Source organism: Streptomyces sp. NPDC059009 (genome assembly GCF_042740175.1).
Lineage (GTDB): Bacteria > Actinomycetota > Actinomycetes > Streptomycetales > Streptomycetaceae > Streptomyces.
Window position 1 is genome coordinate 41,449 of sequence record NZ_JBHYJB010000035.1, and the last position, 17,850, is coordinate 59,298.

The window sequence follows — 17,850 nt, forward strand, 5'->3', positions numbered from 1 at the left end:
CCCCGGGCCCGCGACCGTTCGAGGGGCTGCGCGGACGCCGACAGGTATAGTCCACTCACGCTCCGGTGGGCAAGATCGAATGCAGGTTTGGGCTGCAGTCTTTCCCGAGTTGAGACCTGCCGGGCCTTCAGTCGAAACCTCTCGCACGACGGCGCGGGACAGTGTGGACTTTTACGTCCAGGCACATGGACTTTCCGGACTTCTGCTTCCGGGAGCGGCGGCGCCCCTTCCGCTCGCCGAGCCGACTACGCCTCGTCGGCAGCGCTCTGCATGCGGTCGACGACCTCGGCCGGAGTCGCCCGCTTCGCCATCATGTCGCCGAGCGCCACACCGCTGACGTCCTTCAAGTCCTCCCCGAAACCGCCCCATTGCACCGCATTGTCCCCGGCTTTCCCATAGGCGGCCCGAGCCGATTCCAAGCCTGGCGGGAGGTCCCACCCCCTGGAGTCACGCACGCACGGCAGCGCACCGTGCTTCTTCGCGAAGCGCGCCGCGCCCTCCTTGCCGAGCATGAAGCGCAGCAGCTCCATGGCCCCCTCGGGATTCTCGGCCTCCTTCGGCACGAGGAAGGGATTGCCCGCCGCGACGGCGAGCGTCCCGAAGGGCAACGCGTCATCGGCACCGAGGGACGGGGGCGGCCCGACGGCCAGGTCGAAGTTCTCCTTGGGGGCCGCCTCCGCCTCCACCCAGCTCCCGTTCGGGATCAGCAGGGCCCTCCCCTTGACCCACTCGGCCTGCGCCCCGATGTGGTCGAGGCCGCCGGACCCCGCCAACACATGGCCCTTGAGCGCGAGTTCGTAGTACGCCTCGAAGGTCTCGCGCACGGCGGTCTGCCGCCAGGCCCTTGGCCGGTTCTCGACGAGGGCCGCGAGGACGTCACGGCCACCGCGCTTGGCGATCGACGCGGCGACGGCGAACCAGAGGTAGTACGGATATTTCCCCGGATACGTCAGTCCGGCCATGCCCTGGTCCTTGGCCACCGCACAGAGGGCGAGCAGGTCGTCCCAAGTCCTCGGGTAGGCCGTGCCGAGGTCGCGCAGGGCCTTGCGCGAGTACCAGAATCCGTAGACGGTCAGCAGGTAGTTGAGGGCGTACACCTCCTTCCCGCCCACTCGGATCCGGCCCGCCTCCACGGCCTGGGGCAGCACCGTGTCGCGCACGGTCTTGCCGGGGCTGCCGAGCGCGGGGGCATTCAACAGGGGCGTGAGGTCGGCCAGTTGCCCCTTCTTCACGAGATCAATGACGGAAAGGGGATCTGTCCCCTCATTGTCGACCAGATCAGGCGGATTGCCGGACCCGAGCCGGGGCTGTACCAGGGACCGGATCTTCTGGGTGGCCCGCGGGTTCACCTCGACCTTCGGGTGCGCCTTCTTGAACAGGCCGATCGCGTCGTCGAGGTAGTCGGCCCCGTATCCGCCGTTGAACAGGGCGAGGTCGAGAGCACCCTTGCCGGTGACGCCCAGGGGGTCGGCATCCGATCCTGAGCCGGTGCCCGTGCCGTCACCTCTGCCCCTCCCCTGGGGCGAGCCGCCGTCGTCACCGGTTCCGCGCAACGCGACATAGACACCACCGGCGGCAGCGGCGGCGACCCCCGCCGCGGAGAACCGAAGGAGCCCACGCCGCGAGACCCCGGTGCGGGGGCGCTCTTCAGGTACGACGGTGGTGGTCCCGAACTGGCCGTGCGGGGTGGCGGGTTCGGGCTCCGCACCCGCTGCAGGCCCGGCCGGCGGGGCGGCGAGTTCGGCCGACGAGGGAACATCGGTCCCGGACGAACCGGAAGGCGGCACCTCGGCTCCGGCACCACCGACTCCGGTGCCATCGACTCCGACACCACCGACTCCGGCGCCGTCAGCGTCAATGCCGTCCGCCCCGATGCCATCGCCGCCACCCCTCGCCCCGAGCCCGCCCTCCCCATCCCCATCCGCACCCCGCTGCTCCACCAACGCGGTCACCCCGGACGGCAGCCACGGCTCCCCCGTCCGCAGCGTCGCCGGAACGGAGAACTCCGCCTGGAGCTCCGCCACCGTCGGGCGGGCCTCCGGGTCCTTGGCGAGGCAGCGGGCCACCGCGCGGCGCAGTGTCGCACCGGGGACGCCCTCGACGTTCGCCTCCTGCTCCATCGTGCGGTAGATCATCGCGAAGACGTCACCGTGACCGAAAGGGCCCTCACCCGTCGCCGCGTACACGAGCGTCGCGCCCAGCGCGTACACGTCCGTGAAGGAGCCGATCTCCGAGCCACGCAGCTGCTCGGGCGCCATGTAGCCCGGTGTGCCCGGGACTTGACCGGTCCGCGTGATCTGCGAATGCGCCACCGACCGCGCGATGCCGAAGTCGATGACGCGCGGCCCGTCGTCGGCGAGCAGCACGTTCGACGGCTTCAGGTCGCGGTGCGTGAGCCCCGCCGCGTGGATCGCGGCGAGCGCCGCCGCGATGCCCGCCGTCAGCGCGCGCAGCGACGGCTCCGGGAGCGGGCCACGGCTCGCGACCGCCTCCGTGACCGAGACGCCGGGGATGTACTCCGTGGCCAGCCACGGCCGCCGCGCCCGCGGATCCGCGCCGAGGACCGCCGCCGTGAACCGCCCGTCCACCTTCCGCGCCGCGTCCACCTCGCGCGCGAAGCGCCGCCGGAACTCCAGGTCCCCGGCCAGCTCGGTGCGCGCCGCCTTGATCGCCGCGAGCCCGCCGTCCGGCCCCCGGCCCAGGAAGACCTCGCCCATGCCGCCGACGCCGAGCCTGCCCAGGAGCTCGTAGCTGCCGATCTCCGCCGGGTCCCCGGCCTCCAGTGCATTCACCCGCGTCACAGCGCCGCGCACCTCCCCCGGTCTTCAGCACGCTCCTCGTCCCGGCCTGCCCGCCGGTCCGCCCGCGCGAGGATACCTTCCCGCCGCACGCACCCCCATGACGCCCCAACACCCTTGACACCTCTACCCACTTGACTCCCTACTGGACCTTGCGAAGCTAAGTGACAACGTTGTCCAAGCCGCAGGGAGGGACTCACGTATGGGGCACCGAGCCCGCTACAGACGCCGCTCCGCGAGGACCGGGACGGTCGTCGCGCTCACCGCGCTCACCCTCGTCGCCGCCCAGGCCACAGCCACCGCGAAGCCCGACCGGCCGCCGCGCGCCGACCGGGAGTTCGCCTCCTCCTTCGAGGAGCAGGACCCGCCGCCCGCCTGGCTGAACACCGTCGAGACCGGCCCTGATGGGAAGAAGAAGGCCGCCGGTGTCAACGGGGCGTTCAGTTCCGGCATCCCCGGAAGCGTGATGGATCACGTCACCGATGTGCGGGCCAGTGGTGAGAACACCGGCGGCGGGGAGGGCAAGGAGAACCTCGTCGACGGCGAGGCGAGCACCAAGTGGCTGACCTTCGAACCCACCGGCTGGGCCGAGTTCGACCTGGACGAGCCCGCCAAGGCCGTGACGTACGCGCTGACTTCGGCCAATGATCACGCCGAGCGCGACCCCAAGGACTGGACGCTGAAGGGCTCCACCGACGGCAAGGACTGGAAGGTCCTCGACGAGCGGACCGGCGAGACCTTCGACGGACGGCACAAGACCACGTCGTACGACTTCGCCAACGACACCGCCTACCGCCACTTCCGCATCGACTTCACCGCCAACAACGGCGCCTCCGACGCCCTCCAACTCGCCGATGTGCAGCTCTCCGTGGGCGGCGGCGAGAGTCCCGTACCCGAGGACATGCTGAGCCTCGTCGACCGGGGCCCGAGCGGCTCCCCCACCGCCAAGTCCCGCGCCGGGTTCACCGGCAAGCGCGCCCTGCGCTACGCGGGCACGCACACGGCGGACGGGCGCGGCTACTCGTACAACAAGGTCTTCGACGTCAACCTCGCCGTGCGCCGGGACACCGAGCTGTCCTACCGGCTCTTCCCGTCCATGGCGGACGGGGACCGTGACTACGACGCCACGAACGTCGCCGTCGACCTCGCCTTCACCGACGGCACCTATCTGAGCGAGCTGAACGCCCGGGACCAGCACGGGTTTCCGCTCACCCCGCGCGGCCAGGGCGACGCCAAGGTGCTGTACGTCAACCAGTGGAACCATGTCTCCGCCGCGCTCGGGCGGGTCGCCGCCGGCAAGACCGTCGACCGGATCCTCCTCGCCTACGACTCCCCCGAGGGACCCGCGAAGTTCCGGGGCTGGCTCGACGACGTGACCGTCCGGCAGGCGCCGCCCGCCGAGCCGAAGGCGCATCTGAGCGACTACGCGGACACCCGGCGCGGCACCAACTCCAGCGGCGGCTTCTCGCGCGGCAACACCTTCCCGGCGACCGCCGTCCCGCACGGCTTCAACTTCTGGACGCCGGTGACCAACGCGGCCTCGACCAGCTGGCTCTACGACTACGCGCGCGGCAACAACGCGGACAACCTGCCCACCATGGAGGCCCTCGCGGCGAGCCATGAGCCGAGCCCGTGGATGGGCGACCGGCAGACGTTCCAGCTGATGCCCTCGGCGGCCGAGAAGGTCGACAGCTCCCGCAAGGGGCGCGCGCTGCCCTTCAAGCACGGGAACGAGACGGCGCGGCCGTACTACTACGGCGTGCGCTTCGAGAACGGCGTGCGGGCCGAGATGACACCCACCGATCATGCCGCCGCGCTGCGCTTCAGCTATCCCGGCGACGACGCGAGCGTGGTCTTCGACAACGTCTCCGAGCAGGGCGGGCTCACCCTCGACAAGGAGAACCGGGTCGTCAGCGGGTACTCGGACGTGAAGTCGGGGCTCTCGACGGGGGCCACGCGGCTCTTTGTGTACGGGGTCTTCGACAGGCCCGTGAAGGAGGCCGAATCCGCCGGTGTGAAGGGGCACTTCACGTTCGACGCGGGCAAGGACCGCACCGTCACGCTGCGGCTCGCGACCTCGCTCATCGGCATCGACCAGGCCAAGGACAACCTGGCGCAGGAGCTCCCGGAGTCGCGGCCCTTCTCCTCCGTACGGGACGCCGCGCGCGCCCAGTGGGACGGGCTGATGAAGAAGGTGGAGGTCGAGGGCGCCACGGAGGGGCAGCTCACCACGCTCTACTCGTCCCTGTACCGGCTGTACCTGTACCCCAACTCCGGCTTTGAGAAGGTCCGTTCGGAGGGCGGAGGCGGAGGCGGAGGCAGTGGCGGTGGCGGTGGCGGTGGCGGCAAGGGGACGTACAAGTACGCCTCCCCCTTCTCGCCGATGCCCGGGCCGGACACCCCGACGCACACCGGCGCGAAGATCGTCGAGGGCAAGCCGTACGTCAACAACGGCTTCTGGGACACGTATCGGACGACCTGGCCCGCGTACTCGCTGCTGACTCCGAAGAAGGCGGGTGAGCTGGTCGACGGGTTCGTGCAGCAGTACAAGGACGGCGGCTGGATCTCCCGCTGGTCGTCGCCGGGGTACGCGGACCTGATGACCGGCACGTCGTCGGACGTGGCGTTCGCCGACGCGTATGTGAAGGGCGTCGACAACTTCGACGCGGAGGCGGCCTACAAGGCGGCCGTGAAGAACGCGACGGTCGTGCCGCCGAACCCGGGCGTGGGCCGCAAGGGCATGCCGACGTCCCCCTTCCTCGGCTATACGAGCACCGACACCGGGGAGGGCCTGTCCTGGGCCCTTGAGGGCTACTTGAACGACTACGGGATCTCCCGCATGGGGCAGGCCCTCTACAAGAAGACGGGCGAGAAGCACTACAAGGAGGAGGCGGAGTACTTCCTCAACCGCGCCCAGGACTACGTCAACCTCTTCGACCCCAAGGCGGGCTTCTTCCAGGGCAAGGACGGCAAGGGCGTGTGGCGCGTCCCGTCGGAGAAGTTCGACCCGCGCGTGTGGGGCTACGACTACACGGAGACGAACGCCTGGGGCTACGCCTTCACGGCGCCCCAGGACTCGCGGGGCCTCGCGAACCTGTACGGCGGCCGGTCCGGGCTCGCCGACAAGCTCGACACGTTCTTCGCCACTCCGGAGACGGCGTCCCCCGAGTACGCGGGCTCCTACGGAGGCGTCATCCACGAGATGACCGAGGCCCGCGACGTCCGCATGGGCATGTACGGGCACTCGAACCAGGTCGCCCACCACATCGCGTACATGTACGACGCGGCCGGGCAGCCGTACAAGACGCAGGAGAAGGTCCGCGAGGTGCTCGCCCGCCTCTACACCGGCAGCGAGATCGGGCAGGGCTACCACGGCGACGAGGACAACGGCGAGCAGTCCGCCTGGTACCTCTTCTCCTCGCTCGGCTTCTATCCGCTGGTGATGGGCAGCGGTGAATACGCCATCGGCTCACCGCAGTTCACCAAGATGACGGTGCACCTGGAGAACGGCCGCGACCTCGTCGTGAAGGCCCCGAGGAACAGCGCGAAGAACGTGTACGTGCAGGGGCTCAAGGTCAACGGCAAGGCGTGGCACAAGACGTCGCTGCCGCACGAGCTGATCGCGCGCGGCGGGGTCCTGGACTTCTCGATGGGCCCGAAGCCGTCGTCGTGGGGCACCGGCAAGGACGCGGCGCCCGCCTCCATCACCCAGGACGACAAGGTGCCGTCGCCGCGCACGGACGCGATCGAGGGCGAGGGGCCACTGTTCGACAACTCCTCGGCCACGACGGCCACTTCGGAGTCGGCCGAGCTCCCGGTGCAGGGGAGCCCGCGCGCCGTGCAGTACACCCTGACGTCGGCGGATCACACGAAGGCGCCGGGCGGCTGGGTGCTGCAGGGCTCCGACGACGGCGAGAAGTGGACGGACCTGGACCGGCGCTCGGACCAGTCCTTCACCTGGGACCAGCAGACCCGGGCGTTCACGATCGCCGACCCCGGGGCGCACAAGAAGTACCGGCTGGTGCTCGACGGCGGGCCCGCGACGCTCGCCGAGGTCGAACTCCTGCGCTGAGCAAGCCGGTTGGCGGATCATGCCCGTCACGGAAAGGTGCCCCGTCGCTCGCTCCGAGCGGCGGGGCACCCTTACGGGATCCACGACGTCAGCAGCAAAGGCCGGACCGACGACCTCAGCGGACCTCTGCGGGATCTGCGGGATCTCAGCGGGCGACCAGCCCCGCGTCGTACGCGAGCAGTCCGGCCTGCGTCCTGTTGGCGCACTCCAGCTTCACCAGCATCCGCGAGACATGGCCCTTGACGGTGGCCTCGCTGAGGAAGAGCTGCGCGGCGATCTGGGCGTTCGAGAGCCCCTCGCCGAGGCGTGTCAGCACGTCCGCCTCCCGTTCCGTGAGCTTCCCGATGAGGCGCTCGGCCCGCTCCCGCGCCGCGTCCTCGCCGGCGGACGCGGCCACGATCCGGCGCATCGCCACCGGCGAGAGCACCATGTGCCCGTCGGCGGCGACCCGGACCAGACCGATCAGGTCCTCGGGGGGCGTGGACTTCACCAGGAACCCGACGGCTCCGCCGCGCAGCGCCCGCAGCACGTACTCGTCGGCGTCGAAGGTGGTGAGCACGACGACCTTCGGGGGCCGGTCGAGCTCCATGATGCCGTCGATCGCCGTGAGGCCGTCGACGCCGGGCATCCGGAGGTCCATGAGGACGAGGTCCGGGCGGTGGCGCAGCACGCTCTCCACCGCGGCCGCCCCGTCGTGGGCCGCGTCGACGACGTCGATGTCGTCGGCGGATCCGAGGATGGTCCTCAAGTGCGCGCAGACCATGGGTTCGTCGTCGACGACCAGCACCTTTACGACTTCGCGTGCCATGCACACCAGTCTATCGATAGGATCACCGGCGACATCGCGTGCCGGTCACCGGCTGGGTGAGGCATGGAGGTGTCGGGAGCTGCCTTGTGGAGGCACTCGACCATGTCAGTTCAGCTCAACCACACCATCGTGCACGCCCGGGACGCCCAGGAGTCCGCCGACTTCCTCGGGGAGCTGCTCGGCCTTGAAGTGGGCGCCCAGTGGGGCCCGTTCATCCCCGTCGTGCTCGCGGGCGGCGTCACCCTGGACTACGCCTCGATCCCTGAGGACAAGATCGTGATGCAGCACTACGCCTTCTTGATCTCCGAGGCGGAGTTCGACGCCGCGTACGAGAAGATCACGTCACGCTCCATCCGGCACTGGGCCGACCCGCACCAGCAGCAGCCGGACGAGATCAACCACAACGACGGCGGCCGGGGCGTGTACTTCCTCGACCCGGCGGGCCACGCCATGGAGCTGATCACGGTGCCGTACGGCGGCTTCCCCGCGTAGCGGCCGCCCGGCGCGGGCGCCATCCCTGAATTTCGGGATACCGGGGTGCGGGTTGCCCCTGGGACTTTCTTCGTACGAAGTGCGGGACGGTTCCAGAGCGCAGCCCGCACCCGAACGGGAGCAACGAAATGATGCGATGGACGGCCACGCGCCTGTGGCGACCGCTGCTCGCCCTCGCGGTCGGCATGGGCACCTTCCTCGGCACGGCGGGACAGGCCACGGCGGGACAGGACCCGGCGGCGCAGGACCAGCAGGCCCCGACGGCCCAGAAGGCCCCGCAGGCCGAGGCAGCCGCCTCCGGCTATCTGAACCTGCACCAGTGCGCGTACTACGCGAGCAGCCTCGACGACCACTTCAACACCTTCGTGACGCCGAGCGGCGACGGACGCTACTCCACCGGCACCAAGCACTCGGCCACCGCCGACACCACGGCGGCCTGCGGCGCGGGGAACGGCAATCACGTACCCGTTCCGGTCCTGCACGGCGTCAAGGCGCTGAACCTCACCGCGGGCCGCTACCTCAACCTCCAGCAGTGCGACTACTACCGGAGCGCGAGCACCGACCGCTTCACCACCCTGGTGACGCCGAGCGGCGACGGACGCTACTCCACCGGCACGAAGGTCTCCAACACCAGGGAGACCACGCCCACATGCGGCCCGGGCAACGGCAACCACGTGCCCAACCCCGGTCTCTCGGGCTCCCTGCCCCTGGACCTGACCGCGGGCCGCTACCTCAACCTGCACCAGTGCGTGTACTACGCGGAGCGGCTCAAGAGCCATATGACGAGCGTGGTGCCGGCGCCGGACACGCGGTACACGACGGGCACGAAGGTCTCCAACACCCAGGAGACCAGCCCGTCCTGCGGCTCCGGCAACGGCGACTACGTCCTCGTCCCGCTCCTGTCGGCCGTCAGGAGCATCCCGCTGGGCTGAGCCGAGCTGATCACTCGTGATGACGCGCGCGGTAGGCGCGTTGCCGGCAGGCGCGTGAGCAGTACGTCCGGGGCCGTCCGCGCGACGACCGCGCGACCGGCCCCCGGCAGCCGGGGCACTGCGCCTGCTTTTCGTCACGCGGAGGGCGGGCCGCCACGTTTTCGTCACGTGGCGGCCCGCCCTCCGTGCCGTCGCGGGCGGCACGGCCGGCGCGGGCGGCGGTGACGAGGTCGGAGCCCGGGAAGCGCCCGCGCGGGGTGTGCGCGGACAACTCGGCGTCCAGGACGGGGCAGTTCCCCGCGATGTCGTCGTCCGTGCAGCCCAGCGTGTGGCGGAGATATCCCCGGGCCGCCTCCAACTGCGCGATCTGCCGCTCCACTTGCGCGAGCTGGGCGTCGACAGCCTGCTGCCAGGCGTCGCGCGTGGTCTCCCCCGAGGTGACGACGGCGGCCTGGTCCAACGGCATCCGCCCGACCACGCGGCACAGATAGGCGAGGCCGATGCGGCGCAGCTCGGTGTCGCCGTAGAGCCGCTTGCCGCCCTCGCGGGCGGGCGGTTCGAGCACGCCCTGCTGCTCCCACCACCGCACCGTGGACGGCGCCAGGCCGTACAGAGCCGCCGCTTCACCGATGGAGACCGCACCCTGTCGCGCCATGAACCCAGTTGACATCAAGGCGACTTGAGAAGGCAAGGTCTTACTTAGGTAAACCTAAGTAGCCGCGCCCTCGCAGCGGAGCGACGGAGCGGCAGGGCAGCAGAAGGGTTCGGTCATGGCAGCAGGCGAGCACGACGCATACGACGCACGTGACGCACACGACGCATGTGACGAATACACGGAGACCGTCGTCATCGGCGCCGGACAACAAGGGTGCGGAGTGGCCGGGGCCCTCCAGGAGCGGGGCCGGGAAGCGCTCGTCCTGGAGCGGGGAGAGATCGGCCAGGCATGGGCCCACGAACGCTGGGACAGCCTGCTCATCGGCAGCGGGAACCAGTCGCTCCGCTTCCCCGGCTGGGACTACGACGGCGACGACCCCTACGGCTGCCCTTCGGGCCCCGAACTGGCCCGCGTCCTGCGCCGCTACGCGACGGAGCGGAACCTCCGCGTACGGCAGCACACGCCCGTCCGGAAAGTCGAGTGCCCGCCGGACGCCTCCGACCGCGACGATGTGCGGTTCAGGACGCACCTGGCCTCCGGCGGCGTCATCGGATCCCGCAATCTCGTCGCGGCGGTGGGCGGTTACGCGGCTCCCCGCACCCCCGCGCTTTCCGCCGACGTCGACCCGGCCGTCCACCAGATCCACTCCCGCGACTACCGCAGCCCCCGGTCCCTGCCGGACGGGGCCGTCCTGGTGGTCGGCGCGGGCATCAGCGGCCAGCAGATCGCGGACGAACTGGCGGACTCCGGGCGGCGCACCTTCCTCGCGGTCGGCCGCCATCGCGCATGGCCGCGCCACTACCGCGGCCGGGGCATCCAGGAGTGGCTCCGCGTACTCCCCTCCCTGTACGAGGAGTTCGGCGCGGCGGTCGGCGACGGCGGCCCTGTCCTGTCCGGCCTGCCGGTGACCGCCGTGAACGACAAGAGCGGCGACCTCAACGTCGGCACGCTGGCCGCGAAGGGCGTGACCCTGGTCGGCTCCCTGCGCGCCGCGGACGGCGGACGGCTCCTGCTCGAGGACAACGTCGTCGAGCTGGCCGAGGAGTCCGCCCGGTCGTTCCGCACGGCCCTCGACCGGATCGACACCGCGATCCGGGAACGCGGCTTCGCGGTGCCGGAGGAGGACCCGGCACCCGGGGTGCCCCTGGACGGCGTGACCGCCTTCGGCGAGACCCTCGACCTGGCGCACCACGCCGTCACCACCATCGTCTGGTGCACCGGGTTCGGCCCTGACTACGGCATCCTGCCGCGCCACGTCCTCGACGCGAACGGCGCCCCCGTCCAGCACAAGGGCCTCCTCGGCGCGCTCCCCGGCCTGTACTACGCCGGGCTCCCGGACGGGAACTCGCTCGCCCCCGTGGGCATCGAGGCGAACGTGGCGAACGGCAGGTTCATCGCCCGCCTGATCCACGTCGACCACGTGATGCACTCCGGTTCACCGGCGCCCCTCATCACCGTGTGAACCGTGTGAACCGTGCCCGGACAGGCGAAAGGGCCGCACCCCCCGGTCGACGCCGGGGGATGCGGCCCTCAACTGCCCGCCCTGACCGCTTACTTGCGGATCAGCGAGCGCAGCACGTACTGCATGATGCCGCCGTTGCGGTAGTAGTCCGCCTCACCGGGGGTGTCGATGCGGACGACCGCGTCGAACTCCACACCGGTGTCGGTGGTGACCTTGACCGTGCGCGGCGTGGTGCCGTTGTTGAGCTCCTCGACGCCGGTGAAGGAGAAGGTCTCCTCGCCGGTCAGGCCGAGGGAGTCGGCGGACTGCCCCTCCGGGAACTGGAGCGGAAGCACACCCATGCCGATGAGGTTCGAGCGGTGGATGCGCTCGTACGACTCGGTGATGACGGCCTTGACGCCGAGCAGCGCGGTGCCCTTGGCGGCCCAGTCGCGGGACGAGCCGGAGCCGTACTCCTTGCCGCCCAGGATGACGAGCGGGGTGCCCTGCTCGATGTAGTTGCGCGAGGCGTCGTAGATGAACGACACCGGGCCTTCGGCCTGGGTGAAGTCGCGGGTGTAGCCGCCCTCGGTGCCCGGCGCGAGCTGGTTGCGCAGGCGGATGTTGGCGAACGTGCCGCGGATCATGACCTCGTGGTTGCCGCGGCGCGAGCCGTAGCTGTTGAAGTCACGACGCTCGACACCGTGCTCGGTCAGGTACTGACCGGCCGGGGTGTCGGCCTTGATGGCACCGGCGGGCGAGATGTGGTCGGTGGTGACCGAGTCGCCGAGCTTGGCGAGGACGCGCGCGCCGGAGATGTCGGAGACCGGGGCCGGCTCCATCTCCATGCCCTCGAAGTACGGGGGCTTGCGGACGTACGTCGACTCGGCGTCCCACTCGAAGGTGTTGCCGGTCGGGATGGGCAGCGCCTGCCACTGGGCGTCGCCCGCGAAGACGTCCTGGTAGGACTTGTTGAACATGTCCTCGCCGATGGCGTTCGCCACGACGTCGTTGACCTCGGCCTCGGTCGGCCAGATGTCCGCGAGGTGGACCGGCTTGCCGTCCTGGTCGACACCGAGCGCGTCGCGCGTGATGTCCACCTTCATGGAGCCCGCGATGGCGTACGCGACGACCAGCGGCGGGGACGCCAGGTAGTTCATCTTGACGTCGGGGTTGATGCGGCCCTCGAAGTTCCGGTTGCCGGAGAGGACCGAAGTGACCGCCAGGTCATGGTCGTTGACGGCCTTCGAGACCTCCTCGGGCAGCGGGCCCGAGTTGCCGATGCAGGTGGTGCAGCCGTAGCCGACGAGGTTGAAGCCGACCTTGTCGAGGTAGGGGGTGAGCCCCGCCTTGTCGAAGTAGTCGGTGACGACCTTCGAGCCGGGCGCGAGGGTGGTCTTGACCCACGGCTTGCGGGTCAGGCCCTTCTCGACGGCCTTCTTCGCGACGAGCGCGGCGGCGACCATCACGTACGGGTTCGACGTGTTGGTGCAGGAGGTGATGGCCGCGACCGTCACCGCACCGTGGTCGATCTCGTACGTCGAGCCGTCGGGGGCGGTCACGGTGACCGGGTTCGACGGGACGCCGTTGGAGACGGCCGGGGCGTCGGAGGCGGGGAAGGACTCCTTGCCCGCCTCGGAGTCGTCCGAGACGTAGTTGCGCACGTCCTGAGCGAACTGCTGCGCGGCGTTGGCGAGGACGATGCGGTCCTGCGGACGCTTCGGACCGGCGATCGACGGGACGACCGTGGAGAGGTCCAGCTCCAGCTTCTCGGAGAAGTCGGGCTCGGCGGCCGGGTCCAGCCAGAGGCCCTGCTCCTTGGCGTACGCCTCGACGAGCGCGACCTGCTGCTCGGAGCGGCCGGTCAGCTTCAGGTAGTTCAGCGTCTCCCCGTCGATCGGGAAGATGGCGGCCGTCGAGCCGAACTCGGGCGACATGTTGCCGATGGTGGCGCGGTTGGCGAGGGAGGTGGCGGCGACGCCCTCACCGTAGAACTCGACGAACTTGCCGACGACGCCGTGCTTGCGCAGCATCTCGGTGATCGTGAGCACGAGGTCCGTGGCGGTGGTGCCCGGCTTCAGCTCACCGGTCAGCTTGAAGCCGACCACGCGCGGGATGAGCATCGAGACCGGCTGGCCCAGCATCGCGGCCTCGGCCTCGATGCCGCCGACGCCCCAGCCCAGGACGCCCAGGCCGTTGACCATCGTGGTGTGCGAGTCGGTGCCGACGAGGGTGTCGGGGTACGCCTGGCCACCCCGGACCATGACCGTACGAGCGAGGTGCTCGATGTTGACCTGGTGGACGATGCCAGTGCCGGGCGGGACGACCTTGAACTCGTCGAACGCGGTCTGGCCCCAGCGCAGGAACTGGTAGCGCTCCTTGTTGCGGCCGTACTCCAGCTCCACGTTCTGGCCGAACGCGTCCTTGGTGCCGAACTTGTCGGCGATGACGGAGTGATCGATGACCAGCTCGGCCGGGGCCAGCGGGTTGATCTTCGCCGGGTCGCCGCCGAGCTCCTTCACGGCCTCACGCATGGTGGCGAGGTCCACCACGCACGGGACGCCGGTGAAGTCCTGCATGATCACGCGGGCCGGCGTGAACTGGATCTCCTGGGAGGGCTGGGCCTGCGAGTCCCAGTTGCCGAGGGCACGGATGTGGTCGGCGGTGATGTTCGCGCCGTCCTCCGTGCGGAGCAGGTTCTCCAGCAGAACCTTGAGGCTGTAGGGAAGGCGAGCAGAGCCCTCGACCTTGTCCAGCCTGAAGATCTCGTACGACTCGTCGCCCACGCGCAGCGTGCTGCGGGCGTCGAAGCTGTTCGCCGACACGACAGTCTCCTTCATATATGTGCGCGTTCCACCACATCGTGCCGCCACGCCCCGCCGCCGATCCGCTAAGGTAAGGCTTAGTTAGGGTTGCCTTACCTTCAGGGTCGACGGATGCGTGTGGCTGCGGTGCGCCTCGGCAGATATCTCGATGTCGAGATAACCCTAGTACATCACGCCGCGGGGCGACGAGGCGTGCCCGGGCGTCCCCGCAACGGAACCACGGAACCGCGAGGGTCCCCGTCGTCGTTGGTACCCCTGTGGAAGATCTCTATGAAATCGATCTCGGCGTCTTCGCCACCCCGGACGGACTGCGCGGACTCGTCGAGGGCTGCACCCGTGTCCTGGAGGAGCGGGGGCGGCCGTACGGGCTGAAGGTCGCCGGGCCGGGGACCGCGTGGAGCGGGGGCGAGATGTCGATCGCCGAGTTCTATGACGAGCTGCCCGAGCAGTGGCGCGTGGAGCATCCCGGCGAGGATCCGGGCGAGCGGGAGAACCACGAGATCCGGGTGGGCGTCGTCGTCACGCACGCGGAGATGGAGGAGCTGCGCGACCGGCTCACCCGCGTCGCCTGCCCCGATCCCGAGCACGCCTCGCCCTGTGCCATTCCGTGGGGCACGGGCCACATCAGGGCGGGCGGCGTCCAGGACGAGGAAGGGGTCATCGAGGAGCGGTTCGGGCATCTGCGCACGCGGTAGCGTGCAGCCGTGCCGCCAGAGAAGCGCGCAGCCGTGCCGCCGGAGAGGCGCGCAGCCGTGCCGCCCGTGACCATCGCCGATGTCGCGCGCGCCGCCGAGGTGTCGACCGCGACCGTCTCGCACGCCCTGAACGGCACGGGACGCCTCGGCGAGACCACCCGGCGGCGGGTCCGCGAACTCGCCACCGCGCTCGGCTACGGCGCCCCTCGCACCGCCCCCACCCGCACCCTCGGCGTCGCGGTCACCACCTTCCCCGGGCCCTGGAACTACACGGAGATCGCCTACTTCTCGCGCGCCGTCACCGCCGCCACCGCGGCCGCCCACGCGCACGGCTACGCCCTCACCACGCTGCCCGCCGACCGGGTCGCGGACGCCGCCTGGCACACCCTCGCCGTCGACGGGATGCTCGTCATCGACAGCCCGCCGGGCGACCCGATGGTGCGGGCCCTGCGCGCCCGCGGCGTCCCCCTCGTCTTCGACGGCGCCCCCGGCGACGCACGCCCCGGCGACCACTGGGTCGACAACGACCACACCGCGACGGCCCGGGAGGTCCTCGGCCACCTGCGTGCGGCGGGCGCACGGCGCATCGTCCTCCAGGCGGGCAGCGGGGGCGAGCACTACGCCCGGGCGATCCGGGCCGCGTACGAGGAGTGGTGCGCCGAGCAGGGGGCGCCCGCGCTCGTCGTCGACTTCGACCGGGACGACGCGGCGGGCCACGCCTTCGACGGGCTGCTCGACGCCGGGGCGGACGCGGTGTACGCCGTGTACGACCCGGGCGGCCACCAACTCCTCGCCGCCGCCCGCCGCCACGGCCTGCGCGTCCCCGACGAGCTGCTCCTGGTGTGCGCGAGCGAGGATCCCGCGTACGAGCGCACGGACCCGCCGGTCACCACGGTGACCCTCGCCCCGGAGCGCTCGGCCCGCGAGGCGGTGGCGCTGCTGGTCGCGCTGGCCGAGGGGACGGCCGCGGTGCCGACGGGGCCGGTCACAGTGCCCGCGGGCCTGAAGGTGCGCGCTTCCTCGCGGCGGTAGCGGCCGGGGGCTGCGGATTCCGTCGTCCGGGACGGCTTCTGGTTAAGCCGTTACTCACCCAGGGTCCCTGGCAACAGCCAACCCCCTTGGAGTGCCCATGAGTTCGCTCTCCCCCCTGTCCCGGCGCGGCGTCATCGCCGCCGCGGGCGCCACCGGTCTCGCCGCCGTCGCGGGCGCCCCCGCCGTGGCCTCGGCCCCGCACGGGCGGCGGTCCGCCGCGCTCGTCGTCCACAACGCCCGGGTGTTCACCGGGGTCCGCGGGGCGCCCCTCGCCGAGGCCGTCGCCGTCGGCAGGGACGGGCGGATCCTCGGCGTCGGCGGCGCGGAGGTGCGCCGGCTGACCGGGCGGGACACCGAGGTGGTGGACGCCAAGGGCGGCACCGTGATGAGCGGGATCCACGACGGGCACGCCCACCCCATGGACGCCGCGAGCCGCTCACTGCGCCCCTCCCTCGCGGGCGCCGAACAGACCGTGGCGGACCTGCAGAAGACCCTCACCGGGTTCCTCAAGGACTCCGCCGACCAGGAGCCCGACGGCTGGCTGGTGGTGGAGGACTGGAATCCCGTGGGCCTGCTCCCGCACGGCACCGCCCCGCACCACGACATGCTCGACGCCCTGCCGACCCGCCACCCCGTCGCGCTGCGCGGCGGCGACGGCCACAACATCTGGGTCAACCAGCGCGCCCTCGACATCGCCAAGATCACCGCCGACACCCCCGACCCGGTCGGCGGGAAGATCGTCAAGGGCAAGGACGGCAAGCCCACGGGCGTGCTCAAGGACGACGCCCAGCCCCTCGTCACGCGGCACATCCCCGAGCCGAGCCCCAAGGAGCTGCACGCGGCCGCCGCGAAGATCCTCGCCCAGGCCGCCGCGTCCGGGATCACCACCTTCATGGAAGCCGTCGTCGGGCACGACGAGTTGACGGTCTACCGGTCCCTCGCCGAGACCGGGCAGCTCCTCCAGCGCTTCGTGCCGGCGCTGCGCATCGACACCGACAAGACCAAGGACCCGGCCGCCGCCCTCGCCTACGCCCGCGGCCTGCGCGCCGACTTCGACGACGTGCCGGGCCTGCGCTTCGGCACCGTCAAGGTGTTCCTCGACGGCGTCATCGAGTACCCGGCGCAGACCGCCGCCCTCCTGGAGCCGTACCTCGACAAGGACGGCAGGCCGACCGACCACCGCGGCGAGCTCTATGTCTCCGCCGCCGACTACGGCAAGCTCAGCGCGGCCTTCAACGCGGCGGGCTGGCAGATGCACGCGCACGCCCTCGGCGACCGCGCCGTGCGCACCGCGCTCGACGGCTACGCGTACGCACTGCGCGCCACCGGGCGCCGCGATCTGCGCAACACCGCCGCCCACCTCCAGCTGGTGCACCCCGACGACTTCCCCCGTTTCGCCCAACTCGGCGCCATCGCCTGCATGCAGCTCCAGTGGGCCACCCGCAACACCTGGACCATGGACTCCCTGCTCCCCTACATCGGCGCCGCCCGCCACCGCCTGCTCTACCCGGCGCGCAGTCTCCAGCGCCATGGCGCGCCCCTGTCCGGCGGCTCGGACTGGCCCGTCGACCCCTTGCAGGTGTGGAACCAGGTCCGCACCGCCGTCGACCGCACGGGCACGGACGGCGAGGGCGGCGATCTGTACCGCGAACAGGAGGGGCTGAGCCGGACGACGTCGCTGCGCATGCACACCCTCGGCACCGCGCGTCAACTCCGCATGGAGCATCTCACCGGGACCGTCGAGCGGGGCAAGTCGGCCGATCTGGTGCTGCTGGACCGCGATGTGACGCGGTGTCCGGTGGCCGATATCAGCAGCGCCGAGGTGCGCCTGACGCTCGTCGGGGGCACAGTGGTGCACGACGCCTCCACGGCGTCGGGCCGCGCTGCTGCGACCCGGCTCGCGCGGGCGTCGGCGGGGCCCCGGCCCACGGCCTTCGCGTCCGTGCACGGCGGCAGGCACCGTGGGTGCGGCTGCGGCTGACGGTCCCGGTGTCCGGGCCTGGCTCCGGGGCCGAACTCCCGGTCCGGGCAGGCCCGGAAGGGATCCTTCCCGTTTGGCCCACCCCGCCGCGCGACTCATCTCATATCTGAGATAGCCTT

General features: G+C 70.9%; 11 protein-coding genes. 7 read left to right on the forward strand and 4 right to left on the reverse strand.

Features of this window, described 5'->3' with window-relative positions:
- Positions 1-245: 245 nt before the first annotated feature.
- Positions 246-2,801, reverse strand: a complete 2,556-nt coding sequence (gene ngcE, locus ACFWYM_RS30700) for an N-acetylglucosamine/diacetylchitobiose ABC transporter substrate-binding protein (protein ID WP_384844537.1) — start codon at positions 2,799-2,801, stop codon at positions 246-248.
- Between the two features lie 199 nt (positions 2,802-3,000).
- Between ngcE and ACFWYM_RS30705 the strand changes: the two genes are divergently transcribed.
- On the forward strand, positions 3,001-6,870 hold the full coding sequence (locus tag ACFWYM_RS30705) for a GH92 family glycosyl hydrolase (protein ID WP_384844540.1): 3,870 nt from the start codon (positions 3,001-3,003) through the stop codon (positions 6,868-6,870).
- A gap of 145 nt (positions 6,871-7,015) precedes the next feature.
- Here the strand turns inward: ACFWYM_RS30705 and ACFWYM_RS30710 are convergent, their stop codons facing one another.
- A complete protein-coding gene (locus tag ACFWYM_RS30710; protein WP_384844543.1) occupies positions 7,016-7,678 on the reverse strand; it encodes a response regulator in 663 nt (220 codons plus the stop codon).
- Between the two features lie 102 nt (positions 7,679-7,780).
- Between ACFWYM_RS30710 and ACFWYM_RS30715 the strand changes: the two genes are divergently transcribed.
- Positions 7,781-8,170, forward strand: coding sequence for a VOC family protein (locus ACFWYM_RS30715; protein ID WP_384844546.1), 390 nt, complete (start codon positions 7,781-7,783; stop codon positions 8,168-8,170).
- Positions 8,171-8,298: 128 nt separating this feature from the next.
- The gene (locus ACFWYM_RS30720) at positions 8,299-9,102 is read left to right on the forward strand and encodes a hypothetical protein (protein ID WP_384844548.1); all 804 of its coding nucleotides are present in this window, start codon (positions 8,299-8,301) and stop codon (positions 9,100-9,102) included.
- Positions 9,103-9,112: 10 nt separating this feature from the next.
- Here ACFWYM_RS30720 and ACFWYM_RS30725 read toward each other — a convergent pair whose 3' ends face one another.
- Entirely contained in the window at positions 9,113-9,757 is a 645-nt protein-coding gene (locus ACFWYM_RS30725; RefSeq protein WP_384844551.1) for a MerR family transcriptional regulator, read from the reverse strand.
- 115 nt (positions 9,758-9,872) lie between these two features.
- On the opposite strand from ACFWYM_RS30725, the gene ACFWYM_RS30730 reads away from it, so the two are divergent.
- On the forward strand, positions 9,873-11,219 hold the full coding sequence (locus ACFWYM_RS30730; RefSeq protein ID WP_384844554.1) for a flavin-containing monooxygenase: 1,347 nt from the start codon (positions 9,873-9,875) through the stop codon (positions 11,217-11,219).
- An 89-nt stretch (positions 11,220-11,308) separates the two neighbouring features.
- On the opposite strand, the gene acnA is transcribed toward ACFWYM_RS30730, so the two are convergent.
- Positions 11,309-14,023 carry an aconitate hydratase AcnA gene (gene acnA / locus ACFWYM_RS30735; protein ID WP_384844557.1) on the reverse strand — a complete coding sequence of 905 codons (2,715 nt, stop codon included), beginning with the start codon at positions 14,021-14,023 and terminating at the stop codon, positions 11,309-11,311.
- Between the two features lie 257 nt (positions 14,024-14,280).
- Here acnA and ACFWYM_RS30740 point away from each other — a divergent pair, with 257 nt between their 5' ends.
- The 3 genes from ACFWYM_RS30740 (at position 14,281) to ACFWYM_RS30750 (ending at position 17,731) form a co-directional block, all read left to right on the forward strand.
- Positions 14,281-14,718, forward strand: coding sequence for a hypothetical protein (locus tag ACFWYM_RS30740; protein WP_384844560.1), 438 nt, complete (start codon positions 14,281-14,283; stop codon positions 14,716-14,718).
- Between the two features lie 9 nt (positions 14,719-14,727).
- Positions 14,728-15,750, forward strand: coding sequence for a LacI family DNA-binding transcriptional regulator (locus tag ACFWYM_RS30745; RefSeq protein WP_384844563.1), 1,023 nt, complete (start codon positions 14,728-14,730; stop codon positions 15,748-15,750).
- Positions 15,751-15,847: 97 nt separating this feature from the next.
- Positions 15,848-17,731, forward strand: coding sequence for an amidohydrolase (locus ACFWYM_RS30750; RefSeq protein ID WP_384844566.1), 1,884 nt, complete (start codon positions 15,848-15,850; stop codon positions 17,729-17,731).
- Positions 17,732-17,850 lie beyond the last annotated feature (119 nt).